Below are 23,873 nucleotides of genomic sequence, written 5' to 3'. Positions count from 1 at the left end.
GGGACGCTATATCAGTTTTTTGGGCAACCCAAGTGCTCTCTGGCCATCCGGCGGGGGGCAGGCTACCAATTGCTCAGCATTCCACACCCCCCACACCACAGGAGACGCCGCATGTCCCGACCTGCCGAGATTCGCTTTCACGAAACCGACCTGGACGGGCTGGCCGATCGCGCCGGCCGCATCGCGGTGGTCGTCACGCCCGATGGCAAGCTGGACCAAGGCGCGCGCAAGGTGAATTCGCTGACGAAAAAGGCCGTGGCGCGCCTGGCCGAAAGCGAACGGTTCGAAAAGGCCAAGATCGGCGATGTGCTGGCGCTGGACTGGCCCGCCGGCATGGCCGCCGAGGCGGTTCTGGTCGTGAAATTGCCGCGCCGGCCCAGCGTGGACGAGGCGCGCCGCGCCGGCGCCGAGCTGGCCAAGGCGCGGGGCAAGGGCGACCTGCTGGTTCTTCTGGGCAGCACTGGCCGAGGGGCGGATTTGTCGCTTGGCCTGGCGCTGCGCGGCTATGGATTCGAAACCCACAAGACCGACCCCGCAGAGGCGCCCGGCCCGGTGGACATCATGGCCTCCAAACCCGAGGAGCTGGCCCGCGCCGCCGCCCCCATGGCCGCCGTGGCCGAGGGGGTGTTCTTCACCCGTGACCTGGTGAACGAGCCGGCCAACGTGCTGACGACCGACGATTTCGCCGCACGGCTGGCCGCGATGCAGGAGATCGGGCTGGAGGTCGAGATCCTCGAAGAGGCCGATATGGAAACGCTCGGGATGGGCGCGCTGCTGGCCGTGGGGCAGGGCAGCGTAAGCCCTTCCAAGCTGGTGGTCATGCAGTGGAAGGGCGGCGGCGACGAAGCCCCCTTTGCGCTGGTCGGCAAGGGGGTGGTCTTCGACACCGGCGGGATCTCCCTGAAACCGGCGGGGGGCATGGAGGACATGACCATGGACATGGGCGGCGCGGGTGTTGTCAGCGGCGTCATGCGCACGCTGGCCCTGCGCAAGGCCAAGGCCAATGTGGTGGGTCTAGTCGGCCTGGTGGAAAACATGCCCTCGGGCAATGCCACCCGGCCCGGCGACGTGGTGAAATCCATGAAGGGCGACACGATCGAGGTCATCAATACCGATGCCGAGGGACGCATGGTCCTGGCCGATGTGCTCTGGTACGCGCAGGACCGGTTCAAGCCGTCGGGCATGATCGACCTGGCCACCCTCACCGGCGCGATGATAATCGCGCTGGGCCATGAAAACGCGGGCGTTTTCGGCAATGATGACAAGCTGGCCGCCGATTTCATCAAATCCGCCGGGGCCGAGGGCGAGGGCGCCTGGCAATTGCCCATGGGGCAGGCCTATGACGACCAGCTGAAAAGCCGCATCGCCGATATGAAGAACGTGGGCGGCCGGCCGGCCGGGTCGATCACCGCGGCGCAGTTCCTGAGGCGCTTCGTCAAGGACGAGGTGCCGTGGTGTCACCTGGACATCGCGGGCGTGGCGCTGCAATCCAGGGACACGACGCTCGCCCCCAAAGGTGCGACGGGCTGGGGGGTGATGGCGCTCAACCGGCTGATCGCGGATCGCTACGAAGGCTAGGGGCATGGGGGCCGCCTATTTCTATCACCTGACGACGCAGCCGCTGGAGCGCGTCCTGCCCATGTTGCTGGGCAAGGCGCGCGAGGTCGGTTGGCGCATCGAGGTCCGGGGCGTCGATGGCGCGCGGATGCAGGCGCTGGATGCCGCCCTGTGGCTGGGCCCGGAAGAGGGGTTCCTGCCGCACGGGCTGGACGGCGGCCCCCATGATGCCGACCAGCCGGTGCTGCTGACGATGGGAGAGGGCGCCGCCAATGCCCCGACCTGCGTCATGTCCGTGGACGGCGCGGCGGTCAGCCCCGAGGAAGTGCAGGCGATGGAACGGGTCTGCGTGATCTTCGACGGCCATGACGGCGCGGCCTTGCAGCAGGCGCGCGACCAGTGGAAGGCCCTGACCCAGGCCGGCTGCCCGGCGCAATACTGGTCTCAGGAAAGCGGCCGCTGGGAAATGAAGGCCGAGGCGGGGGGCTGACCCCTGGCCGGCCGTTTTTTATCGGGGGCAGGGCGCGGAAATTGCGGAGAGTGGCGAAGGGCGCAAAGCACCGTTCGGTGGGATGGCGGGGATGGCGGCTCTGCGCAGGGAGCGGGGTTTGCAAAGTTGGCGGCGATGTTCGCCTTTATCGAACTGACGGCCCATACCGCCCATTGACCCACCAGTTGGGATGCTGCCGTCGCAGCCCGAATTGCGGACATTCGCCGCTGTCGGCATCTCTGCTTCCTGTTCTCTTATCATCCCGATGATTTGCGCCTCAGTGAAACTAGTTCTTCCCAACCGTTTGCTCCTTCGAAAGGTTGAGCAAGCACTACATCAGAACGAGGGAGGTTTCGGGGGCAGGTCGGCGCCAATCAGCTTCAGAACGCTTCACTCGACTTTGTGTTCACCTCCTGCATGTATCGTGCGTTGTGTCGGCCAATCCTTAGCTGCTTTTTCCAACAAGCCAGCCCACATGATGAAGCCAATATGGAAGCCTTGCCTGTCTTGGTGGCGGTGGGAACATACAACCATGCCACTGAGTTCATCATCCTCATCCACCCACCAATATCGTCCGAATAAATGTACAATCTGGGAGCAAAGTTCGTTAACTGCTACGTCAGTTACAGAAGCATTTTGCCAGTCGAATTCGACGGAGCCGGGCATGTTGCGCCACCAGGAGGATTTTTCCGGCGCGTTGGCGGCGTGGACTCGAACTCTGAGTTTCTCAGCCGCGAAAGAGTCAGTGAGCTTTCGATCTTCGATCAGCTTCCTCAGCACAACTGCGGAATAGAAAATTGCGCGCTCAAGCTCGAAAGGCACCTCTTTGACGGGCCAAGTGGGCGCGTCTCTGAGTGTGACAGCAAACTTGCGCAGTTCTGTACGCCGAGGAGCGCTTTCATACATTCCAACAGGTCTCACTCTGTAGAGTAGTCAGTAAGATGACTACCTCAAATCCTTGGCAACAGCTACGGTCCCGAGATTTAAGGTCCCCTTTCAGTTCATTGCCAGTTTCCTTATTCTCATTCAGCGAATGCACACTGCCCGCCCGTCCTGCTGGCAGACTCATCCGATGCAAGTGCAGAACGACTGTCCATAAAGGGCTGCCAGCGGACATCTAGCCATGAAAGCACGCCACCCCTACCGCGTCAAAACCAGCCGGTCGTTCTGGATCTCGATCCGCTCGAACCGGTTCAGATAGGTCATCCCCAGCAGCGACTGTTCCATCTGCCCGCTATTGACCGTGGCGCGCAGGTTGCGGTCTTCGATCGGGCCGAGCGTGACCCTCTCCAGCACCACCGGAGCGATGCGCACTTCGCCATTGGCGGTGAAGGCGGTGCCGATGAAATTCAGCTCTGCCGGGTCTAGCCCCACGCGGGCCGCATCGGCACGGGTCAGGACCACCTGCGTCGCCCCGGTATCCACCAGGAAGGGGACGGTCACGCCGTTGATCTGCAAATCAAGGTGGAAATGCCCGTCACGCCCGCGCGGCACCTCGACCATATTGTCGGAAATCGTGGCCTGGGTCAGCGTCAGATCGCCCTTCATGTCCTGCCACAGCCCGGCGGCCGCGATGGCGCCCACGAAGATCAGCACCCAGATCATCGCCTGTTGCAGCATCTGGCTGCCCTTCAGGCGGCTATGGGCGATATAAGATCCCAGAATGGCCACACCGAGCAGGGCCAGGAAGATGAAGGATGCGGTCTGATCTCCGGTCATGGGGGATAGATAGGGCCTAGCCGCCCAAACCGAAAGAGCGCAGCCCGTCGAGCACGAATTGCACCGACAGCGCCGCCAGCAACATCCCCAGAAGCCGCGTGACCACGTTGATCCCGACCCGGCCCAACAGCCGTTCCAGCAAGCCTGCGGCCAGGAACAGCACCATCACCAGCGCCAGCACCGCCAGCAACACGCCCATCACCGCGGCGAACCCGGTCGGCCCCTCGGTCTGGCCCACCAGCAGGATGATCGTGGCGATGGCGCCCGGCCCGGCGATCAGCGGAATGGCCAGGGGAAAGACCGACGGGTCCTCGTCGTCCTCATCTTCCTCGTCGGCCTGGTCGCGGCGGCGTTTCTGGCGCCGCTCGAACAGCATGTCGAGCGCGGTCAGGAACAGCAGGATACCGCCCGCCACGCGAAAGGCGGGCATGGAAATGCCGATGAAGCCCAGCACCGCCTCGCCGAACAGTGCGAAGACCAGCAGGATCAGGAAGCCGATGACGCAGGCCCGAATGGCCAGCGCGCGACGCTTGGCGGCGCTCATGCCCTGGGTCAGCGCCACGAAGATCGGGGTCAGCCCGATCGGGTCGATGACCACGAAAAGCGCGGCGAAGGCGGTGACGAGAAAGGCCATGTCGATCATGGGTCCGACCCTAGTGCGACCCGCAGCCGGACGCCAGCACCGATCCGCCCGGCGTCTTTGGGTTGAGAACACAGCCGCTGTGGGCAGCGCCCCCTGGCGTCAGCCGGCCTCGGCCACGTCCAGCTTTTCCTGCGCCGCCAGCCACAGGGTTTCGGCGCGGTCCAGCCCCTGCATCACCTCTGCATATTTGCGGTTCCAGGTTTCAAGTTCACCCGCCTTCGCCTCTTCGTAAAGCGCCGGATCGGCCAGCTTGGCGGCGAGTTTCTCGCGCATCTCCTCGATCTTGGCGACGCGGGCCTCGCATTTGCGCACTTCCGAGCGCAATTCGAGGATCTTGTCGCGCGAGGGGCGCGGGGCCTTGGGTTTGGGCTTGTCGGCTTTCGCGGGTTTGTCGCCGGACAGAAGCAGTTTGCGATAGGCGTCGAGGTCATCCTCGAACGGGGTGACGCGGCCATCCTTGACCAGCCACAGCCGGTCGGCGACGAGGCTGAGCAGGTGCATGTCGTGGCTGACCAGCACGACGGCGCCGGAATAGGCGGTCAGGGCCTCGACCAGCGCCTCGCGGCTTTCGATGTCGAGGTGGTTGGTCGGCTCGTCGAGGATCAGCAGGTGTGGCGCATCGATCGTGGCCAGCAATAGCGACAGGCGCGCCTTCTGACCGCCCGAGAGCTTGGCCGCCGGCAGTTCCGCCTGATCGGCCGTCAGCCCGAACCCGGCCAGGCGCGCGCGCAGCTTGCCCGGGGCCTCGTCGGGGCGCAGGCGGCGGACATGGTCCAGCGGGGTTTCCTCGGGGCGCAGCTCGTCCAGCTGGTGCTGGGCGAAATAGCCGACGCGCAGCTTGTTATGGGCGGTGAACTTGCCCTTCTGCGGATCAAGTTTGCCTGCCAACAGTTTGGAAAGCGTGGATTTCCCCTCGCCGTTTCGCCCCAGCAGGGCGATCCGGTCATCCTGGTCGATACGCAGGGTGAGCCGGTCCAGCACCGTGGTGTCGCCATAGCCCACGGCGGCCCCGTCCGTGGTGATGATCGGCGGCGAAAGCTCTTCGGGTTCGGGGAAGGAAAAGGCGCGCAGGGCCGCCTCTTGCGGGGTCGAGATCAGGTTGATCCGCTCGATCATCTTCAGGCGGCTTTGCGCCTGTTTCGCCTTCGAGGCCTTGTAGCGGAACCGGTCGACGAAACTCTGCAGATGGGCGACCCGTTCCTGCGCCTTGCGGTTCTGCGCCTCGGCCACGGCCAGCCGCGCGGCGCGTTGCTGGGCGAACTGGTCATACGGGGTCGCGTAATAGGTCAGCTTGCGGTCTTCCAGGTGCAGGATGCCGCCCACGGCCCGGTTCAGAAGGCCCCGGTCATGGCTGACCACCAGAACCGTATGGGGATATTTCGCGAGATAGCTTTCCAGCCACAGCGCCCCTTCGAGATCGAGATAGTTGGTCGGCTCGTCCAGAAGCAGCAGGTCGGGGGCCGAGAACAGCACGGCGGCCAAAGCCACGCGCATCCGCCAGCCGCCCGAAAAGGCCGAACAGGGCATGCGTTGCTCGGCATCGGTGAAGCCCAGCCCCTTGAGGATGGCGCTGGCCCGCGCCTCGGCCGACCAGGCGTCGATATCCGCAAGCCGGGTCTGGATCTCGGCGATGCGGGCCGGATCGTCGCTGTCCTCTTCCATCAGGGCCAGACGCTCGGTATCGGCCTCAAGCACCGTGTCCAACAGCGATGTCTCGGAGCCGGGCACTTCCTGGCTGACACCGCCGATCCGTGCCCCCTTGGGCAGGTCGATCCGCCCGGTCTCCAGCGTCAACTCACCCCGGATCAGGCGGAACAGGGTGGTCTTGCCCGTGCCGTTGCGGCCGACGACACCGACCTTGTGGCCGGTGGGGATGACCGCGCTGGCATTCTCGATCAGGGGGCGGCCCTCGACCGAATAGGAGATATCCTCGATCCGTAGCATGGGGCAGGGGGTGCCAGAGCCGGCGGGGCGCGTCAATCGCACCTTTTCAAGCCGCACCCCCCATGCTATCGGCGCGGCGATATTCACACTGACCATCGAGGAAAGACCCATGGCCACCGAACGCACCCTGTCGATCATCAAGCCCGACGCCACCAACCGTAACCTGACCGGCAAGATCAATGCCAAGTTCGAAGAGGCCGGTCTGCGCATCGTCGCCCAGAAGCGGATCCAGCTGACCAAGGCCCAGGCCGGCCAGTTCTACGCCGTCCACGCCGAACGCCCCTTCTTTGACGAACTGACCGATTTCATGGCCTCGGCCCCTGTCGTCGTGCAGGTGCTGGAAGGCGAAGGCGCCATTGCCAAGAACCGCGAAGTCATGGGCGCGACCAACCCCGCCGATGCCGCGCCGGGCACGATCCGTGCCGAGTTCGCCGAGTCGGTCGGTGAAAACTCGGTCCACGGTTCCGACGCGCCGGACACCGCCGCCGAAGAGATCGCCTTCTTCTTCTCCGGTCTCGAACTGGTCGGCTGAGCGCGAACAGGATATCGAAAATCTGGAGCCGCCCGGACCTAACCGTCCGGGCGGTTTTCCTTTGCCAATGCCCATTGGGTCAGGGGCGGACCAGCCACTTCGAAGACCACGGTCGAGGCGATGGTGACCGCCAGCACGATCTCACCCATCTGCGGAAATCGCTCGGCGGCGACAAGGGCCATGCCCACTGCCACCCCGGCCTGTGGCAGAAGGGCGGCGGCGGTGCGGGTGCCGCGGGTCACGTTCAGCCCCGCCGCCGGGCCGGCAAGGCCCCCGCCCAGCAAACGGCCGGTCACGCGCAAGACCATATAGGCCAGCCCCGCCCAGCCGGCGGCCAGCAGCGCCGAGATGTCCAGTGACGCGCCCGCCATGACGAAGAACAGCAGCAGGAAGGGCCATTCGATCCGCTCGATTTCGTGAAAAGGGCGGTCATGGTGGCGCGCGATATTGGCGATCAGCGCCCCCGCGGTCATACCCGCGATCAGGAAGGAAACCTCCAGCAACATTGCCAGCCCGGCCAGCAGGAAGACCAGCCCCAGCGCCTCGATCAGGGTCGGCTCACCCGGTTTCACCCGACCGCTCAGCACCGCGCCCGGCAGCCCGATGGCGAGGCCCAGCAGCACCGCGCCCCCGATCTCGTAGCCCGCGTGGGCCAGCACCTGCGCGTCGCCATTGCCGCCGGCCGTGGCCGCGAGGGTCAGCAACAGTGAGAAGGCCAGTAGCCCCCAGGCGTCGTCGATGGCGACGATCCCGGTCAGCAGCTTGCCGAAAGCCGTGTTTTGGGCACCGGCCTGGCGGATGACGTCGAGCGTCGCCGCCGGGGCGGTCGCCGTCGAGATACCCGCAAGCAGCAGCGCGGCGGTCAGCGGCAGGCCCACGGCCCAAAGCCCCAGCCCGACGACCGTCGCCGTGACCACCACCAGCGCGACCGACAGCACCAGGATCGACCGGCCCTGGGCGGCCAAGGTGCCGCGGTCGAGGCTGCCGCCCATCAGGAAGGCGACCATGGTCAGGGCCGTGGGCGCCAGGACCTCGTGTGCGGAATGGATGTCGATCGGGAGCCAGTCCAGCCCCGGCGGGCCGACGAGCACTCCCAGCAGGATCAGCAGGGTCACGCGCGGCACATGCACCGCGTGCCCCACTGCATCCAGCGCGAGACCGGCCAGGAACAGGATGCCAAGGGCAAGGATCACGATCTCGGGCGTCATGACCCCACGTTAGGCCGCGCGGGCCGGGGCCTCAAGCGCGGCAGTGGCGGGCGATTTCGCGGTCGCGCAGCCCGGTTTCCACCAGCAAACAGCGGTCACGGGCCTCGTAGTAATAGCCTCGGGCATACCACATCACCGCCGCGTCGATATCGCCATCGGCCACCAGCCACGCCCCTTTCAGGTAGCGGCCCGCGTATTTCAGGTTGGTTTCCGCATCCAGAAGGGTTTCCGGCGGCCCGGAATGGCCCATCTGCGCGGCGGTCTCGGGCAGGATCTGCATCAGCCCCCAATAGGGGCCGTTACGGGCGCCGGGGCGATAATCGCTCTCGCGCTGGATGACACGGTGCAGCAGCGCCTCGGGGATGTCATGCACCGCGGCGTATTCCTCGACCAAGGCCCGCATTTGCGGGGTTTCACCGGGATAGAGCGCGACCGGCGCGAGTTTGCGGGTCTCGGCATCCGGGGGTCCGCTACCACAGGCAGCCAGAAGGACGAGACCGAGGAAGGCGGACAAGAGGCGCATGTCTTGTGATAGCCTCTGCCGGGTGTTCCGCAAAGCCTGGCGATCGCGCTCGGCAAGGGTCAGCCGATCTGACAGACCCGGCCCCGCAGCGAAGGACTGCCGAACGGGCCTGCCCACCGGGCAATTCCGGCAATAGGTGGCAAGAAAAACGGATCGGCTCCGGCGCGGCGCGGAGGGAGAAAGCCGCGCAACCGGATGGCCGATCCGCGCGTCAGCATCATGGCGCAGGGAACGCCGCGACATGTGCTGGCGGAGACTCAGATGCTGGCGAAGTCCCGGAAAACCACGGGTTTCGGAGGCCCCGGCCTGCGCCGCGTGCCGGTGTTGCTGGGGGTGCGGGACGACGGCGGTGTTGGCCGTGTGGTGCTGTCTTTTGCCATAACGTGAACCTGCTCTGCCTCTGGGTCTCTGCCTGGCGGCCTCTTGATGGGCCGTGGATCAAGCCCAGCAGGCCTGCGCGGCAAAAACGGGGCGGAAATATGGCCATTTCATGGCATATCCTCCGCCAGATGCGGAACGACCTTGGTTTTGTCAGTGAATTTTGGCTCCGGCGGTAGGGATCGAACCTACGACCAATTGATTAACAGTCAACTGCTCTACCGCTGAGCTACGCCGGAACACGAGGGCGCATATAGCAACAGGATTCTGGCGCGTCCAGAGGGTTCTTTTCAGTTTTTTGAAAGGGCCCGGATTATCCTGTGGCGGTGAAACGCGCGGCGGTCGTCAGGGGTGTTTCGGTGTGCGCCAGATCGCGTTCCCTCAGGTCGATCAGGTGGGCCAGCACATTGCGTTCGGCGGCGGGCAGAAGGGGCGGGGGGATATCGGTATAGACCCGTGCGGCGATTTCAGCGGCAGTGCCGGGCGCGTCGACAAGGGCCGCGCGGATTTGTGTCTCTCTCGCCCTGCGATGGGCGATCAGCTCGGCGATACGGTCCTGTGCGCTGGTTACCGGGCCGCCATGGCCGGGCCAGAGGCGTGTCACCCCGGTGGCTGCCAGCCGATGGCAGGCAGCCATGAAATCCGTCAGGTCGCCATCGGGCGGCGAGACCAGCGAGCTGGCCCAGCCCATCACGTGATCACCGCTGAACGCGCTGTCCTCCCACAGAAAGCACAGGTGATTGCCCATGTGGCCGGGCGTGTGCAGCGCCTCGAGCGTCCAGCCGTCGCCCGCAATCCGGTCCCCGTCGGCCAGCGTCTCATCCGGGCAGAACCCCGTATCGACCCCTTCGCCGCCGCCAACAAGACCGGACTTTGCGAGGTCCTGCATCACCGCGCTGCGCCCGGCGCTTGCATCGCCAAAGGCCAGCACCGGCGCGCCGGTTTCGCGCGACAAAGCGCGGGCAAGGGGCGCGTGGTCCAGATGGGCATGGGTGACGAGGATATGGCTCACCGGGCGCCCGCGGATCGCGGCCCGCAGCGCGGCCAGGTGGCGTGCATCGTCGGGGCCGGGGTCGATCACCGCAAGGCGGCTGTCGCCCAGCAGGTAGGTATTGGTGCCCCAATGGGTCATGGGCGAGGGGTTCGGCGCCAGCACCATGGTCAGCTCATCGGCCAGGGTCACCGGGCTGCCCGGTTGCGGTTTTTCCATGTCGTCCTGCATCTTGCGTTTCCTTCGCCGCGCGCCGGGGATAGCCTTAGCCCATGATGTTCCAGTGGCTCAAACGATACATGCCCCGCAGCCTCTATGGCCGGGCCGCCCTGATCCTGATCCTGCCGGTGATCACCTTGCAGCTGACGATCTCGGTGGCCTTCATCCAGCGCCATTTCGAGGACGTGACCGAACAGATGACCCGCTCGGTGCTGTATGACCTGACCTACCTGACGGACACGGTGAACGCGGCGCCGGACCGGGCAGGGGCACAGGCGGCCATTGACGGAATCGCCCCGGCCCTGGCGCTGGATGTGCGCCTGCCGGACCCCGACCTGCCGGCGGCCGATCAGCGGCGCTGGTACGACTTTTCCGGGCTGGTCCTGCGCCGGGTGCTGCGCGAGGGGCTGCCGGGCCTGGGGCCGATCCTCCTGCCTGATGATCGGCGGGTCATGTTGTGGATCGAGACCGAGCATGGCCAGATGTCGGTGGGGTTCCAGCGTCAGCGCGTCTCGGCGTCGAATCCGCACCAATTGCTGGTTTTGATGGTGTTTCTCGGCGTGCTGATGACGGTGATCGCCTACATCTACCTGCGCAACCAGCTGCGTCCGATCAAGCGGCTCGCCAACGCCTCGGCCGAATACGGGCGCGGGCGGGTGATTCCCTATTCACCGGCCGGGGCCAACGAGGTGCGCGCGGCAGGTCACGCCTTCCTCGATATGCGGGCCCGACTGGAGCGCCAGACCCAGGCGCGCACGCTGATGCTGTCGGGGATTTCGCATGATCTGCGCACACCGCTGACCCGGCTCAAGCTGGGATTGGGGTTGCTGGATGACGACGAGGTGGCGCCGCTGACCCGCGACGTGGCCGACATGGAGCGCCTGCTGGACGCTTTCCTCGACTATGCGCGCGGCGCGGCCGAGGACGAACGCAGCCCCGTAGACCCGGTGGCCCTTGCCAAGCAGGTGCTGGACGATGCCGCGCGTATGGACCAGGCCGTGGACGCAGGCGAGATGACCGGGGACGGTGCCGAGGTGCAATTGCGCCCCATGGCCATCCGGCGTGCGCTGGAAAACCTGATTGGCAACGCTTTGCGCTACGGCGACAAGGCCCGACTGAGCGTGCAGGTCAGTCCGCGCGCGGTGCGCTTCTCGGTCGAGGATAACGGGCCGGGCATTCCGCCCCGGGCGCGCGAGGACGCGGTGCGGCCCTTTACCCGGCTGGACCCGGCCCGCAACCAGGATCAGGGTCCGGGTGTCGGGCTGGGGTTGGCCATCGTGGCCGATATTGCCCGGAGTCACGGCGGCACCCTGCGACTCGATGACAGCGAAGCACTCGGCGGCTTGCGCGTTGATATCGTTCTGCCGCGGTAGGTGGAGGTGCTGCGGCGCATTTGCCGGTGGCAAACGTGCCTTGCGCAGGCCGCCGAACATCGTCTTTGCAATGTCGGCGGTGGTAGGCCCGGCAGGACTCGAACCCGCAACCAAAGCGTTATGAGCGCTCTGCTCTAACCAATTGAGCTACAGGCCCGCCAGCCCTCCCGCTACGCCGAAAAGGGCTGGCGCGTCAATACCGGACCATCACCGCGGGTCGAACCGGCCGATGGGCTTCTTGAGGTAGCTGTGCCCATCCGCCTCGGGCTCGGGCAGACGGCCACCCCGGATGTTGACCTGAAGCGCTTCCAGCATCCGCGCGGGCAGTTTCAGCGTCTGGTCGCGGGCGTCACGCGTGGCGGTGAATTCGGCCTTCCCGATGCCGTCCTTGACATGGCGGTTGCTCAGCCGGTGCTCGGCCACCGTGGCCATGTATTGCGGCGCCACGCCGGGGGCGGGGTAGTCATGCCCGATGTAGAGCCGTGTCTGCCCGGGCAGGTCCAGGATCGCGCGGATGGAATTCCACAGATCCTCGGTGCTGCCGCCGGGGAAATCCGCGCGGCTGGTGCCGGAGGCGGGCATCATCAGGGTGTCATGCACAAAGGCCGCGTCCCCGGCCACATAAGTGATCGAGGCCAGCGTGTGCCCGGGCGAGAACATCACTTTCACGGGGATCTCGCCGACCATGAATTCCTCGCCTTCGGCAAAGAGCCGGTCCCACTGGCTGCCATCGGTGGCCAGGTCGGGCAGGTTGTAGAGTTCCTGCCACAGCTTCTGCACACCGGTGACCTTTTCCCCGATCCCGTGGGGCGCGCCCAGCTTTTCCTTCAGGTAGGGGCCAGCGCTGAAATGGTCGGCATGGGGGTGCGTGTCGAGGATCCAGTCGACGGTCAGCCCCTCGGCCTGAACATAGGCAAGGATCTCGTCGGCGCTTTGCGTGCTGACGGCGCCGGCCTCGGGGAAATAGTTCCAGACCGGGTCCACGATGGCCGCGCGCCGCGTCTTGGGGTCGTGGAAGACATATTGCAGGCTACCGGTCGGTCGATCGAAAAACGCGCGGACGACGGGAGAAGGCGATTGTGAGGTCATGATCGTTCCTTTCAAACATTAGAAAACTTTAATGTGATGTGGGGGCGAAGAAACGCGGGTCAACCCCCGTGATGCCACGGGTTGCAAAGCCGGGCGTTGCCCGGGACTGAAGAGGATGCGGCTATGGACGAAGGCACCGCGTCGGCTGCGCGCGTCAACCGGGCCATGCAAACAGAGCGCTATTGCAGAAAAACGTTTCTCATTCGGGATAAGCTGATAATCTCGGTATCATTAGGAAGCCTTGGGGAAGGAGAAACCAATGAAGAGATTATTCCTGGGGGCCGTCGCCTCTGTCATGGCCACAGCCGCCCATGCGGGCTCGTGGTCCTATTCGCCCGAGCCGCCTGCATTGGGCGCGGACAGCGATCCGTCCGGCGCCTTGCTGGTGCTTCTTGTCGTTGGGGCGGTCATGCTGTTGAACGGCGCCGGCAGCCTGACCTCATCGCGCAGCAAGAACGCGAGCGATGCGCAGGAAAGCCAGGACGACGACGACATCCTGATGAAGTTCTGAGGACCGGGGTCGGTCCCTAACGCGACGGCCTCAACATCCGCCGCACGGGATCGATCAGCATGTGGTCAAGCCGATGCGTCATCAGTGGCGCATCGGCATCATCCGTAAGGCCAAATCGGATCTCTTCCTTTTCCCGGATCAGGTAGAGCGTTCCGAACATCCAGTCCCATATGGCCAGGGTCTGTCCGAAATTGCGATTGTAATGGCGCCGCTCGATCGAGTGGTGAACCTGGTGTTGCGCAGGCGAGATGAAGATGCGTTCCAGCACCGGGCCGAAGCTGATCCAGATATGCGAGTGCTGGAAATTCGTCATCGTGGCATTGGCCAGGAAGACGAAGGCATTGGCCCCGGCAATCTCGGCGAAGGTCAGATGCGGGCCATAGGCGCCCGCAATCACCCCGAACAGCACCCCGAAAACCACGGTGTTCAGTGCGGTCGTGATGAGCGAGCCGACCGGGTGCTGGCGATAGGTGGTCACCGGTGTCAGCACCGAGGCGCTGTGATGCACCGCGTGCAGCGGCCAGATCGTCGGGATCCGGTGATAGGAACGATGCACCCAGTAGAGGAAGAAATCCCCGATCAGAAAGACGATAAGCGCCAGCATGAGGGGTGTCAGCTGGTCTTCGGCCAGCAAAGGGCGGGGCATCTGTTGGGCGACCCAGGCCGCCACGGCCGGGGCCGCGGCGAGGCGCGCGGTGATGCCGACTGCGGCGATGAGCCGGTTGATGATCAGCATGGCGAAGTCGATCCGGATCGACTTGTGACGCCAGATGTCTCGCGGCAGGAGATAAGCGAGAAAGCTGCCTTCTTCCTTGCGCACCAGATAGAGCCAGAAGGCGATCAGGCAGAAGCAGGCGAGGTAGATGGGCGACAGAACTTCTGTCGGCCCCAGATGCTCTACCAGAAAGTCCCAGATCCCCTGCATGCCGCCACCATTACCGCGGGCGCGAACTGCGTCAAGATTACTGCGAGGTGCTTGGCCGCGGCAGTTGCCCGCATGGGGCAAACCCTGTATCGGCAGCGCAGAACGCCAATCGGGGGATCGTGGACATGACGAAGAACGGCCTGACCTATGCGGATGCCGGGGTGGATATCGATGCGGGTAACGCCCTGATCGACCGGATCAAGCCCGCCGCAAAACGTACCAACCGGCCAGGTGTGATGGCCGGACTGGGGGGCTTTGGCGGTCTCTTCGATCTCAAGGCGGCGGGCTATGACGACCCGGTGCTGGTGGCCGCGACCGATGGCGTGGGCACCAAGCTGCGCATCGCCATCGACACCGGCGAGGTGGACGGCGTCGGCATCGACCTTGTTGCCATGTGCGTGAACGACCTTGTTTGCCAGGGCGCCGAGCCGCTGTTCTTTCTGGATTACTTCGCAACCGGCAAGCTGGAGCTGGACGCCGCCGCCCGCGTGATCGAGGGCATCGCCAAGGGTTGCGAGGATAGCGGCTGCGCCCTGATCGGCGGCGAGACGGCGGAAATGCCGGGCATGTATCCCGCCGGGGATTTCGACCTTGCGGGCTTTGCCGTGGGCGCGATGGAACGGGGGGCGGCGCTGCCCGCCGACGTGGCCGAGGGCGACGTACTGCTGGGGCTCGCCTCCAACGGGGTGCACTCCAACGGCTATTCGCTGGTGCGCCGCGTCGTTGAACGCTCGGGCCTGGGCTGGGACGATGCCTGCCCCTGGGACGAGGGGACACTGGGTGCGGCGCTTCTGGCGCCCACGCGGCTTTATGTGACGCAAGTGCTGGCGGCGATCCGTGCCGGCGGCGTACATGGCCTCGCCCATATCACCGGCGGCGGACTGACCGAGAACCTGCCACGGGTTCTGCCCGAGGGGTTGGGCGCCGAGGTCAACCTCGATGCCTGGGACCTGCCACCGGTCTTCAGGTGGCTGGCCGAGCAGGGCGGGATGGACGCGGCCGAGATGCTCAAGACCTTCAACAGCGGCATCGGCATGGTCGTCGTCGTGGCCGAGGAGCAGGCACAGCGCATCGCCGCAGTATTGGCAGGCGAGGGTGAAACCGTGGTCGAGCTGGGCCGGGTCACGCAAGGCGAGGGCGTCCGCTACCTGGGCACGCTTCTTTGACCAAGCGGGTCGCGATCCTGATTTCGGGCGGCGGGTCCAACATGGTGACCCTGGCCGACAGCATGGTGGGCGACCATCCCGCGCGGCCCTGTCTGGTGCTCTCGAACGTGCCGGGCGCGGGCGGGCTGGCCAAGGCCGAGGCAAGGGGGATTCCCACGGCGGTCGTGGACCATCGGGGCTTCAAAGGTGATCGAGAAGGTTTTGAAAAGGCGCTTGTTTCAGCAATCGACCCTCATGTGCCTGACATCCTGTGCCTGGCCGGATTCATGCGTATCCTGACGCCGCTTTTCATTACCCACTACGTCGGGAAGATGCTGAATATCCACCCCTCGCTTCTGCCCAAATACAAGGGGCTGAACACCCATGCCCGCGCGCTGGAGGCCGGCGATACGGAGGCCGGGTGCAGCGTGCACGAGGTAACGGCGGAACTCGACGGCGGCCCGATCCTTGGGCAGGCAAGGGTGCCGATCCGCCCCGGCGACACGCCCGACCGGCTGGCCGCACGGGTGCTGGAACAGGAACACCGGCTCTACCCGGCGGTGCTGCGGCGCTTCGCGGCGGGGGACCGGACGCCGGTCCACCTGTCCTGACTTTCGGTCCTCGCAAAAACAGGCTAAGGCAATGCCATGAAAACCATTACCAAGACCGAGGACCTCGCGGCCTTCTGCGCCGAGGCCGCCCAGCACCCCTACGTCACCGTCGATACCGAATTCCTGCGCGAACGGACCTATTATTCCAAGCTGTGTCTCGTGCAGCTGGCCTATCCGGGCGAGGGCGATGCAAACGCCGTGCTGGTCGATCCGCTGGCCGAAGGCCTGTCGCTGGATCCTCTTTACGAGCTCTTCCGGGATCATGGCGTCGTCAAGGTGTTCCATGCCGCACGCCAGGATCTGGAAATCTTCCACGTGGATGCCGGGCTGATTCCCGAGCCATTGTTCGACACGCAGGTGGCCGCAATGGTCTGCGGTTTTGGCGAGCAGGTGGGCTATGAAACCCTTGTGCGCAAGATCGCCAAGGCCTCGCTGGACAAATCCAGCCGCTTCACCGATTGGTCGCGCCGCCCGTTGACCGAGGCGCAGAAGAAATACGCGCTGGCTGACGTGACCCATCTGCGTGTGATCTACGAAGAGCTGGACCGCCAGATCGCGCAGTCAGGGCGCAAGAAATGGGTGGCCGAGGAAATGGCCGTGCTTCAGGACCCCGCCACCTACCGGGTCGATCCCGCCGAGGCGTGGAAACGCATCAAGACACGCACCAGTTCGGGCAAGTTCCTGGCCGTGGTGCGGGAATTGGCGCGGTTCCGCGAAGGTTATGCCCAGGCGCGCAACGTGCCCCGTAACCGGGTGTTCAAGGATGATGCGCTGGTCGAGCTGGCCTCGACCAAACCGCAATCGGACAAGGACCTGTCCCGCTCGCGGCTTCTGCTGCGCGAGGCCCGGCGGGGCGAGATCGCCGAGGGTATCCTGCACGCGGTCAAGGCTGGCCTGGAAACCGATCCGGAGGACATGCCCAAACCCGACCGCAGCCGCGAGAAACTGCAGGTGAACCCGGCCCTGGCCGACATGCTGCGCGTGCTGCTGAAAGCCAAGGCCGATGGCGAGGGGGTGGCGCAGAAACTGATCGCCAGTTCCGCCGATCTCGATGCGCTGGCTGCCGGGGAACGGGATGTGCCCGCGCTCAAGGGTTGGCGCAAGGAGGTCTTCGGTGCCGACGCGCTACGGCTCTGCGACGGGGAAATCGGCCTCGTCGTGCAAGGTCAGAAGGTGGTGACGCGGGCTTTGTAGACCTGTCAGGGCCGCGCGCTGCGGCTGTTCCGGGCGCTTGTGACCCGGACAGTGCGGATCGTGGCCAGCTCGGCGGCGTCCAGACGGTAGGCCACGGTGATCAGCCGGCTGCGGGGTGATCCCAGGCCGGTGAAGGCCGGAGGGGCCTCTGCGCGAAATTCCAGCGTCAAAGTTCCGTCCTCGATCGAGACCGGCACAAGCTCGGCGTTGAAATAGCCCTGGATATCGGTCTGGCCGGTTGCCGTGACGAGCGCGCCATAGGGCGTGCGGTCGACCGACAGCGCGGTGATGGTCTCCACCGGTCCACGCTGATCCACGACGATTTCGCGGGGATTTGCGGGCACGAGGGGGCGGATCTCGGCCTCGCCGGGCGCCGCGGCCTCCTGGGTGCCCCCACCGCCGCCGAACCAGTTGAGCGGATTCACCGGGCTGTCCGCCAGCCGGGCGCAGCCCGTCGTGGTCGTCAAGATCAGTGCTGTCAGAAGAAAACCGCGCCGCATGTCATGTCCCCAATTCATTCCCTGTCAAAGGCTTACCGCAGCTTTGCCCGCGTGAAAAGCGCCCACTGGACGTGCCGGGGCAGGCAGCTTACATCACGGACGACCGAAGAAGGAGCGCGGGATGGCCACGGACGCCTTTGAAGACATCGTCGAAACCTTCGAGTTCCTGGATGACTGGGAAGATCGCTATGCCCATGTGATCGACATGGGAAAGGCGATGGAGCCGCTTGACGAGGCGTTGAAAGTGCCCGCGACCAAGGTTGAGGGCTGCGCCAGCCAGGTCTGGTTGGTGCCGCATGTCGAGTCGGGAGAATTCTCTTTTCGCGGTGACAGCGACGCGATGATCGTGCGCGGTCTGATCGCGATCCTCGGCGCGCTCTATAATGGCGTGCCCGTGGCCGAGGTGCCGAAGATCGACGCCAGGGCGGAATTCGCCCGGTTGGGGCTGGAGGAGAACCTTTCGGCGCAACGCTCGAACGGGCTGCGCGCCATGATCGAGCGGATTCGCCACTCCGCGGCCTAGCCTTCGCTGCTGACCACGCAGGAGAATGCGCTGCCATCCGGGTCGGGGTCGCGATAGGTCGCCTCGTCGCCCTTGATCCAGATTTCGCGTCCAAAGCTGCCCGTGTAGCGCGCGCCGGAGGCCGTGGGCACCAGCGCTCCGGTGTCGATGCTGTCACCGCGCTCAAAGCGCAGGCTGGGCAGTTCGGTGTCGAAGAAAAAGGTGACGACCTCGTTCGCCGGATTGCCGTCGCAGGCCCAGAATACGATATTCGTCGGCTCCTCCAGCTGGTAACGGGCGACAAGCTCGCCCTCGCGGCGCAGATAGGCGGCCTCGACGCAGCTGCGCAGATCCTCGGCCTTCCAGCACTCGTCGCGCCCGCCGATCCAGCCGCGCTGATAGGCGCGCAGGTCGGCCTCCGCCTCTTCCGCGCCGCCGGCCATTGATCGGACCGTGTCGAGCGCCGCGGCGAAGCGGTCGGCCAGGCGACGGTCCAGACGGGCGAGATCGGCATCCTCGCAGAGCAGGGTTTCGACGGTGCTTTCGGCGCGGGCGCAGTCGAAAGACGGGCCGTCCTGGGCGAGGGCGGCGACCGGTAGCAGAGTGAGCGCAAGGGCAAGGCGGCGGAGCATGGCGGATCCTTTCGGGGGTGGGTCGGCAGCGATGCTGGCAAAGCGACGCGCAGCTGGCAAGGGGGACGGCGGGACGCCGCTCGCTGCCGCCCCAAGGGGCGCCATCATCGCCCCGCCCGCCGTCCCGTATCAGGCGCGTTTCGCCAGTTCCGATGCAAGATCGCCGTATCCGGTGAAGCGCCGCTCGAAGGCAAGGCCCAGCCGGTCGGCTGCCGCGCGGGCCTTGTCGGTCAGGCCGGGGTCGTCGGTCTGGGCAAGGTAGACCAGCGTTTCGTAATTCCCGAAATACATGTCGCGCAGCTCGGGGTGGCGGTCGAGGCCAAGGGGTTTGATGACGAAAGCCTCGAACTGCCGGGTCAGGAAATCCGTGAGGAAAAACGCGGTGACATTGCTGTCTTCATGGGTCGTGAAAACGTCATTGCCTTCGAAGAAGGAATAGCAATGCGGTCCGGGGACCATCTCGACCCCCAGCTCTGCGCAGGCGTGTTGCAACGCCCCGCCGGTGCCGCAATCGGCATAGACCACGAAGACGCGGTCGTAGGCGGCGCGGTGCTTTTCCGCGGCGGCGATCACGGCCGGGGTGATCTTTTCGGGCGTGTTGTGCAGGATGGCGGGCAGGCAGTGCAGGTCCATGTGGGACCAGCCATTGGCGCGTTTCAGCGCCAGAATCTCATGCGCCAGCGCCCCGCAGGCCAGCAACAGGACGCGCCCCTCTCCTGTGGCGGCCAATCCTGCTTCAGTCAGTTGCCTGTCGTCCATGTCTATCCCTGAAACGAAGACGGCCCCGCCCTTGGGGCGAGGCCGCGAAAATGCAACGGGTCGCGGCCTCAGCCGGCGGCCATCTGGTTGTGCTTGCGCGCCACGTAATCCTTGGCCGTTTCCACCGCAACGGCGGCATCGCGGCAATAGGCGTCAGCGCCGATGGCCTTGCCGAATTCCTCGTTCAGGGGCGCGCCGCCCACAAGAACGATGTAATCATCGCGGATACCCTGTTCGACCATCGTGTCGATCACGACCTTCATGTAGGGCATCGTGGTGGTCAGCAGGGCCGACATGCCGAGGATGTCGGGTTTATGCTCTTCGATCGCTTCGAGGTAGTTTTCGACCGGGTTGTTGATGCCGATATCGACCACTTCGAAGCCGGCGCCTTCCATCATCATCGACACCAGGTTCTTGCCGATGTCGTGGATGTCGCCCTTGACCGTGCCGATCACCATCGACCCCATGCGCGGGGCACCGGTTTCCGCCAGAAGCGGCTTGAGGATGGCCATGCCGCCCTTCATCGCGTTCGCGGCCAGCAGCACCTCGGGCACGAAGAGGATACCGTCGCGGAAGTCCTTGCCGACGATGGTCATACCGCCGACCAGCGCCTCGGTCAGGATGCGGTAGGGTTCCCATCCGCGTTCCAGCAGGATGTTGACGCCTTCTTCGATCTCTTCCTTGAGACCGTCATAGAGGTCATCGAACATCTGTTCGACAAGTTCCTCGTCGTCGAGGTCGGCCAGGATGATGTCTTCTTCTTCCGACATGGGGGATCCCTCATTGATCGTAACTTGCCCGGGATTTGCGCCGAATTGACGCAACCGGTCTGAGCCGATTGCGACATGGAGTGCCCGTCAAACGACTCAAGCGCAAATGAAATCGGCGCGCGGTTAATGTGAGGGCTTTTCATTTGTTCGTGTTTTGTTCATGGTTGAGCCATGCAGATTTCCGATGATCCCATGCAGGCAGGCCAGGCGCGCGGGCGCGGCGCCCGAAGCAACGCGGTCGGGCGATTCGAACCCTATGCGCGGCAGCGTATCGACGACGGCTGGACGCCGGAGGAGGCGTCGGTTCTGCGCACCGAGGTGGCGCGGGAACGGCCGCGCTCGGCGATCACACGGAATGCCTCGCCCGACCTGTCCTTCGACCGCTCGGTGAATGTTTACCGGGGCTGTGAACATGGCTGCATCTACTGTTTCGCACGCCCGGGTCACGCCTGGCTGGGCCTCTCGCCGGGGTTGGATTTCGAAACCCGGCTGGTGGCCCGAACGGGCATCGCGGCGGTCCTGGAAAAGGAATTGCGGCGCCGCACCTATCGGCCAGCGACCATCGCGATCGGCACCTACACCGACCCCTACCAGCCCATCGAAGCGAGCCACCGCTTGATGCGCGAGGTGCTGGAGGTCTTGCGCCGGTTCCGCCACCCTGTCGGGATCGTGACCAAGGGCTGTCTGATCGAACGCGACATCGACCTGTTGTCGGATATGGCCGCGCAGGGCCTTTGTGCCGTTGGGGTGTCGGTGACGACGCTGGACCGGGACGTGTCCCGTGCCATGGAGCCCCGCGTGCCGACGCCCGCGCGGCGCTTGCAGGTGATCGAGCGGCTGGCGGCGGCGGGAGTGCCGGTGCGCATCTGTGCCTCGCCGCTGGTGCCGGGGCTGACCGATCACGAACTGGAAGCGATCCTCGAAGCGGGGGCCGGGGCGGGCGCGGTTGCCGCCTCGATGATCCCGCTGCGCCTGCCGCGCGAGGTTGCGGGGCTGTTCCGGGATTGGGTCGAGGCGGCTTTTCCCGACCGCGCGGGCAAGATCATGCGCCGGGTGCAGGACCTGCATGGCGGGCAGGAGTATGATGCGGAATTCGGCCGCAGGATGACCGGGCAGGGGACGTGGGCCGCGCTCTACCGGTCACGGTTCGAGGCCGCCTGCAACCGGCTGGGGCTGGCGCGCGAGATGCCGGCGCTGCGCAGGGACCTGTTCGAGGTGCCGCTGGACACGCCCGAGCAGCCCAGCCTGTTCTGATCGGTCAGCCCCGGCGACGGCGCCCGCCGCGGCGCGGGCTGGGGGTGTCGGCCCCGCCTTCTTCTGTGCCATCCACGGTCGAGGAAAAGCCCCCCAGCGCGGCGGCGATCTGGTCCAGCGTGGGGCGCTCGCCACGGGGGCGGGTTTCCAGCGCCTTGCGCATGGACCGCAGGTGTTCCGGGGTGGTGCCACAGCAGCCGCCGATGATGGTGGCGCCGCAATCGCGCGCCAGAACGGCATAGTCCCCCATCAGTTCGGGTGTGCCGTCGTAGTGGATATGACCATCGACATATTTCGGGATGCCGGCATTGCCCTTTGCGATCATCGGCACCTCGGGCCCGGCGGCGGCAAAGCCAAGAACGGTGCGCAGAAGGTCCGAGGCCCCCACGCCGCAATTGGCGCCGAAGGCCAAGGGCGGGTTGGGCAGCTTGCCGACCATCTTGACCATGTCGGCGCTGGTCAGGCCCATCATGGTGCGGCCGGCGGTATCGAAGCTCATGGTGCCGCACCACGGCATGTCGGCCTTGGCGAAGGCCTCGGCGGCGGCCTTGAATTCCTCGGGCGCGCTGATCGTCTCGACCCAGAGCACATCGACGCCGCCCTCTTTCAGGGCCTCGGCCTGTTCGTGGAACATCTCGACGGCGATCTCGTGGGTCAGGCTGCCCATCGGGGCCATGATCTCGCCCGTGGGGCCGACCGAGCCGGCGACGACGACGTCGCGCCCGGCGGCATCGGCGACCTCGCGGCCGAGTTCGGCGGCGGCGCGGTTCAGCTCGCCCACGCGGGACTGCCCGTCATGCAGCGCCAGCCGCGAGGCATTGCCGCCGAAGCTGTTGGTGAGGAACAGGTCTGACCCGGCTTCGACCGCGTCGGAATAGAGTTTGCGGATGCGGTCGGGGTGGTCGACATTCCAGAATTCCGGCGCATCGCCCGATTGCAGCCCCATGTTGAACAGGTTGGTGCCGGTCGCCCCGTCGGCCAGCAGCCAGTCGCGGGTTTCCAGAAGGCGGGACAGGGCATTGGTGGGCATGGGATGCTCCGGCTGGAAGGATCAGGATGCCCGCGGATGGCACGGGCGCGCGCGGGGATCAATTGAATTCCCTGCAAGATGGTCTTGAGGGCGGCTCCGAACAAGCCTGAACGAGAACGGGGCCGGAAATCCGGCCCCGTCGCACGCGTGCAGTCCGGACCGATCAGGTCTCGGACATGATCTGCGCCTTGGCCTCCTTGAGGCATTCGTCCATCTTGCTGCGGATCGTCGCCTCGTCAGCCTTGTCGCCGAGATCGCCGGCCAGCTTGCGGTAGACATCCTCGTGACCGGCTTCTTCGAAATCGGCCTTCACGACTTCGCGGGCATAGGCCTCGGCGTCGTCACCGGATTTGCCCAGCAGCTCGGCGGCCCAGAGACCGACCAGTTTGTTGCGGCGGGCATCGGCCTTGAATTGCATCTCGGCGTCATGGGCGAACTTGTTCTCGAACGCGTTCTCGCGATCATCGAAGGTGGACATGGGGCGAACCTCGTCGTTGCAGGTGTTTGACTCTGATATGCCCGCTGGAAGGCTTGCCCGCAAGTGGGGCTTGCCGTAAGAGGCGCACATGCCGCAGCCCATGCCGGGCAGGGCGGCAGACACGGAGACAGCATGGCACGTCGCAAGAAGATCTACGAAGGCAAGGCGAAGGTTCTGTACGAAGGCCCCGAACCGGGAACGCTCGTCCAGTATTTCAAGGATGACGCCACCGCCTTCAACGCCGAGAAGAAGGACGTGATCGACGGCAAGGGCGTGCTCAACAACCGCCTCAGCGAGTTCTTCATGACCGGGCTGATGAATATCGGCGTGCCGACCCATTTCATCAAGCGCCTGAACATGCGCGAACAGCTGGTCCGGCAGGTGGAAATCATTCCGCTGGAAGTCATCGTGCGCAATTTCGCCGCCGGGTCGATTTCCAAGCGGCTGGGCCTCGAAGAGGGCACGCCGCTGCCGCGCCCGATCGTGGAATACTCCTACAAGGACGACGCCCTTGGCGATCCGCTGGTGCCCGAGGAATACATCATCGCTTTCGGCTGGGCCTCGCAGCAGGACCTGGACGACATCGTGGCCCTGGCGCTGCGGGTCAACGATTTCATGTCCGGCGTGATGCACGGGGTCGGCATCAAGCTGGTGGATTTCAAGATCGAGATCGGCCGCATCTGGGACAATGATTTCATGCGCCTTGTGGTGGCCGACGAGATCAGTCCCGACAGTTGCCGCCTGTGGGACGTCGAAACCGGCAAGAAGCTGGACAAGGACGTGTTCCGCCGCGACCTTGGCAACCTGACCGACGCCTATACCGAGGTGGCCCGCCGCCTCGGCGTGCTGCCCGCCAATTCCGCCCATCCCAAGCCGACGCTGATCAACTAGAAGGA

Annotated in this window: 27 protein-coding genes and 2 tRNA genes; 12 read left to right on the top strand and 17 right to left on the bottom strand. The window is 65.3% G+C overall.

All coding sequences use genetic code 11. The features are described 5' to 3' along the window. Window positions 1-111: 111 nt before the first annotated feature. Both DFK10_RS02750 and DFK10_RS02745 read left to right on the top strand, forming a co-directional pair. Entirely contained in the window at window positions 112-1,578 is a 1,467-nt protein-coding gene (locus DFK10_RS02750; protein ID WP_109386334.1) for a leucyl aminopeptidase, read from the top strand. Between the two features lie 4 nt (window positions 1,579-1,582). Beyond that, window positions 1,583-2,047 (top strand): DNA polymerase III subunit chi, encoded by a 465-nt coding sequence (locus tag DFK10_RS02745; protein ID WP_109386332.1) that lies wholly within the window; start codon window positions 1,583-1,585, stop codon window positions 2,045-2,047. Window positions 2,048-2,437: 390 nt separating this feature from the next. Here the strand turns inward: DFK10_RS02745 and DFK10_RS02740 are convergent, their stop codons facing one another. From DFK10_RS02740 to DFK10_RS02725, 4 genes are all read right to left on the bottom strand, one after another. Continuing rightward, a complete protein-coding gene (locus DFK10_RS02740; protein WP_146193217.1) occupies window positions 2,438-2,953 on the bottom strand; it encodes a hypothetical protein in 516 nt (171 codons plus the stop codon). 234 nt (window positions 2,954-3,187) lie between these two features. Beyond that, the gene (locus DFK10_RS02735; protein WP_109386328.1) at window positions 3,188-3,766 is read right to left on the bottom strand and encodes a retropepsin-like aspartic protease family protein; all 579 of its coding nucleotides are present in this window, start codon (window positions 3,764-3,766) and stop codon (window positions 3,188-3,190) included. 16 nt (window positions 3,767-3,782) lie between these two features. Next, on the bottom strand, window positions 3,783-4,409 hold the full coding sequence (locus DFK10_RS02730) for a MarC family protein (protein WP_109386326.1): 627 nt from the start codon (window positions 4,407-4,409) through the stop codon (window positions 3,783-3,785). Window positions 4,410-4,508: 99 nt separating this feature from the next. Next, window positions 4,509-6,353: an ABC-F family ATP-binding cassette domain-containing protein gene (locus DFK10_RS02725; RefSeq protein WP_109386627.1), complete on the bottom strand. Its 1,845-nt coding sequence runs from the start codon at window positions 6,351-6,353 to the stop codon at window positions 4,509-4,511. 109 nt (window positions 6,354-6,462) lie between these two features. On the opposite strand from DFK10_RS02725, the gene ndk reads away from it, so the two are divergent. Next, window positions 6,463-6,885: a nucleoside-diphosphate kinase gene (gene ndk, locus DFK10_RS02720; RefSeq protein ID WP_109386324.1), complete on the top strand. Its 423-nt coding sequence runs from the start codon at window positions 6,463-6,465 to the stop codon at window positions 6,883-6,885. Between the two features lie 38 nt (window positions 6,886-6,923). Here the strand turns inward: ndk and DFK10_RS02715 are convergent, their stop codons facing one another. Further along, window positions 6,924-8,093, bottom strand: coding sequence for a cation:proton antiporter (locus DFK10_RS02715; RefSeq protein WP_109386322.1), 1,170 nt, complete (start codon window positions 8,091-8,093; stop codon window positions 6,924-6,926). 31 nt (window positions 8,094-8,124) lie between these two features. Further along, window positions 8,125-8,616: a transglycosylase SLT domain-containing protein gene (locus DFK10_RS02710; RefSeq protein ID WP_109386320.1), complete on the bottom strand. Its 492-nt coding sequence runs from the start codon at window positions 8,614-8,616 to the stop codon at window positions 8,125-8,127. 195 nt (window positions 8,617-8,811) lie between these two features. On the opposite strand from DFK10_RS02710, the gene DFK10_RS02705 reads away from it, so the two are divergent. Beyond that, window positions 8,812-9,003, top strand: a complete 192-nt coding sequence (locus DFK10_RS02705; protein ID WP_109386318.1) for a hypothetical protein — start codon at window positions 8,812-8,814, stop codon at window positions 9,001-9,003. A gap of 155 nt (window positions 9,004-9,158) precedes the next feature. Here the strand turns inward: DFK10_RS02705 and DFK10_RS02700 are convergent. Both DFK10_RS02700 and DFK10_RS02695 read right to left on the bottom strand, forming a co-directional pair. After that, a tRNA-Asn gene (locus DFK10_RS02700) sits at window positions 9,159-9,233 on the bottom strand. A gap of 74 nt (window positions 9,234-9,307) precedes the next feature. Next, complete coding sequence (locus DFK10_RS02695; RefSeq protein ID WP_109386316.1) at window positions 9,308-10,216, bottom strand: MBL fold metallo-hydrolase; 909 nt, start codon at window positions 10,214-10,216, stop codon at window positions 9,308-9,310. Between the two features lie 41 nt (window positions 10,217-10,257). Between DFK10_RS02695 and DFK10_RS02690 the strand changes: the two genes are divergently transcribed. Further along, window positions 10,258-11,577, top strand: a complete 1,320-nt coding sequence (locus tag DFK10_RS02690; RefSeq protein ID WP_109386314.1) for an ATP-binding protein — start codon at window positions 10,258-10,260, stop codon at window positions 11,575-11,577. Between the two features lie 80 nt (window positions 11,578-11,657). Here DFK10_RS02690 and DFK10_RS02685 read toward each other — a convergent pair. Together DFK10_RS02685 and DFK10_RS02680 are read right to left on the bottom strand one after the other, a co-directional pair. Beyond that, window positions 11,658-11,734, bottom strand: a tRNA-Ile gene (locus tag DFK10_RS02685). Window positions 11,735-11,784: 50 nt separating this feature from the next. Then, window positions 11,785-12,666: an MBL fold metallo-hydrolase gene (locus DFK10_RS02680; RefSeq protein ID WP_109386312.1), complete on the bottom strand. Its 882-nt coding sequence runs from the start codon at window positions 12,664-12,666 to the stop codon at window positions 11,785-11,787. A 259-nt stretch (window positions 12,667-12,925) separates the two neighbouring features. Here DFK10_RS02680 and DFK10_RS02675 point away from each other — a divergent pair, with 259 nt between their 5' ends. Next, window positions 12,926-13,177 (top strand): hypothetical protein, encoded by a 252-nt coding sequence (locus DFK10_RS02675; protein ID WP_109386310.1) that lies wholly within the window; start codon window positions 12,926-12,928, stop codon window positions 13,175-13,177. Between the two features lie 16 nt (window positions 13,178-13,193). Here the strand turns inward: DFK10_RS02675 and DFK10_RS02670 are convergent, their stop codons facing one another. Continuing rightward, the gene (locus DFK10_RS02670) at window positions 13,194-14,102 is read right to left on the bottom strand and encodes a sterol desaturase family protein (RefSeq protein ID WP_109386308.1); all 909 of its coding nucleotides are present in this window, start codon (window positions 14,100-14,102) and stop codon (window positions 13,194-13,196) included. 119 nt (window positions 14,103-14,221) lie between these two features. Here DFK10_RS02670 and purM point away from each other — a divergent pair, with 119 nt between their 5' ends. The 3 genes from purM to rnd are packed head-to-tail and all read left to right on the top strand — an operon-like array spanning window position 14,222 to window position 17,052. Then, window positions 14,222-15,268, top strand: coding sequence for a phosphoribosylformylglycinamidine cyclo-ligase (gene purM, locus DFK10_RS02665; RefSeq protein WP_217810041.1), 1,047 nt, complete (start codon window positions 14,222-14,224; stop codon window positions 15,266-15,268). Beyond that, on the top strand, window positions 15,265-15,858 hold the full coding sequence (gene purN / locus DFK10_RS02660) for a phosphoribosylglycinamide formyltransferase (protein WP_109386304.1): 594 nt from the start codon (window positions 15,265-15,267) through the stop codon (window positions 15,856-15,858). Before purM ends, purN begins: the two co-directional genes overlap by 4 nt. 36 nt (window positions 15,859-15,894) lie before the next feature. Continuing rightward, entirely contained in the window at window positions 15,895-17,052 is a 1,158-nt protein-coding gene (gene rnd, locus DFK10_RS02655; protein ID WP_109386302.1) for a ribonuclease D, read from the top strand. A 5-nt stretch (window positions 17,053-17,057) separates the two neighbouring features. Here the strand turns inward: rnd and DFK10_RS02650 are convergent, their stop codons facing one another. Further along, on the bottom strand, window positions 17,058-17,570 hold the full coding sequence (locus tag DFK10_RS02650) for a hypothetical protein (RefSeq protein ID WP_235866747.1): 513 nt from the start codon (window positions 17,568-17,570) through the stop codon (window positions 17,058-17,060). A gap of 103 nt (window positions 17,571-17,673) precedes the next feature. On the opposite strand from DFK10_RS02650, the gene DFK10_RS02645 reads away from it, so the two are divergent. Further along, the gene (locus DFK10_RS02645) at window positions 17,674-18,075 is read left to right on the top strand and encodes a SufE family protein (protein WP_109386298.1); all 402 of its coding nucleotides are present in this window, start codon (window positions 17,674-17,676) and stop codon (window positions 18,073-18,075) included. Here the strand turns inward: DFK10_RS02645 and DFK10_RS02640 are convergent. The 3 genes from DFK10_RS02640 to DFK10_RS02630 all read right to left on the bottom strand — a co-directional run bounded on the left by DFK10_RS02640 (window position 18,072) and on the right by DFK10_RS02630 (window position 20,215). Further along, on the bottom strand, window positions 18,072-18,686 hold the full coding sequence (locus DFK10_RS02640) for an MliC family protein (RefSeq protein ID WP_109386296.1): 615 nt from the start codon (window positions 18,684-18,686) through the stop codon (window positions 18,072-18,074). The genes DFK10_RS02645 and DFK10_RS02640 overlap by 4 nt on opposite strands. A 129-nt stretch (window positions 18,687-18,815) precedes the next feature. Next, a complete protein-coding gene (locus DFK10_RS02635; RefSeq protein ID WP_109386294.1) occupies window positions 18,816-19,445 on the bottom strand; it encodes a DUF1638 domain-containing protein in 630 nt (209 codons plus the stop codon). A gap of 68 nt (window positions 19,446-19,513) precedes the next feature. Next, complete coding sequence (locus DFK10_RS02630; RefSeq protein ID WP_109386292.1) at window positions 19,514-20,215, bottom strand: corrinoid protein; 702 nt, start codon at window positions 20,213-20,215, stop codon at window positions 19,514-19,516. Window positions 20,216-20,386: 171 nt separating this feature from the next. Between DFK10_RS02630 and DFK10_RS02625 the strand changes: the two genes are divergently transcribed. Next, window positions 20,387-21,469, top strand: coding sequence for a PA0069 family radical SAM protein (locus tag DFK10_RS02625; protein ID WP_109386290.1), 1,083 nt, complete (start codon window positions 20,387-20,389; stop codon window positions 21,467-21,469). Window positions 21,470-21,473: 4 nt separating this feature from the next. Here the strand turns inward: DFK10_RS02625 and bmt are convergent, their stop codons facing one another. Both bmt and DFK10_RS02615 read right to left on the bottom strand, forming a co-directional pair. After that, complete coding sequence (gene bmt, locus DFK10_RS02620; RefSeq protein ID WP_109386288.1) at window positions 21,474-22,499, bottom strand: betaine--homocysteine S-methyltransferase; 1,026 nt, start codon at window positions 22,497-22,499, stop codon at window positions 21,474-21,476. A gap of 163 nt (window positions 22,500-22,662) precedes the next feature. After that, window positions 22,663-22,977 carry a DUF1476 domain-containing protein gene (locus DFK10_RS02615; protein ID WP_109386286.1) on the bottom strand — a complete coding sequence of 105 codons (315 nt, stop codon included), beginning with the start codon at window positions 22,975-22,977 and terminating at the stop codon, window positions 22,663-22,665. Between the two features lie 132 nt (window positions 22,978-23,109). On the opposite strand from DFK10_RS02615, the gene purC reads away from it, so the two are divergent. Then, a complete protein-coding gene (gene purC / locus DFK10_RS02610) occupies window positions 23,110-23,868 on the top strand; it encodes a phosphoribosylaminoimidazolesuccinocarboxamide synthase (RefSeq protein ID WP_109386284.1) in 759 nt (252 codons plus the stop codon). The last annotated feature ends 5 nt before the right edge of the window (window positions 23,869-23,873 follow it).

Source organism: Salibaculum griseiflavum, assembly GCF_003129565.1.
Taxonomy (GTDB): Bacteria; Pseudomonadota; Alphaproteobacteria; order Rhodobacterales; family Rhodobacteraceae; genus Salibaculum; species Salibaculum griseiflavum.
The sequence above is the reverse complement of the archived record's forward strand: the minus strand, read 5'-3'. Positions and strand labels throughout refer to the sequence as shown.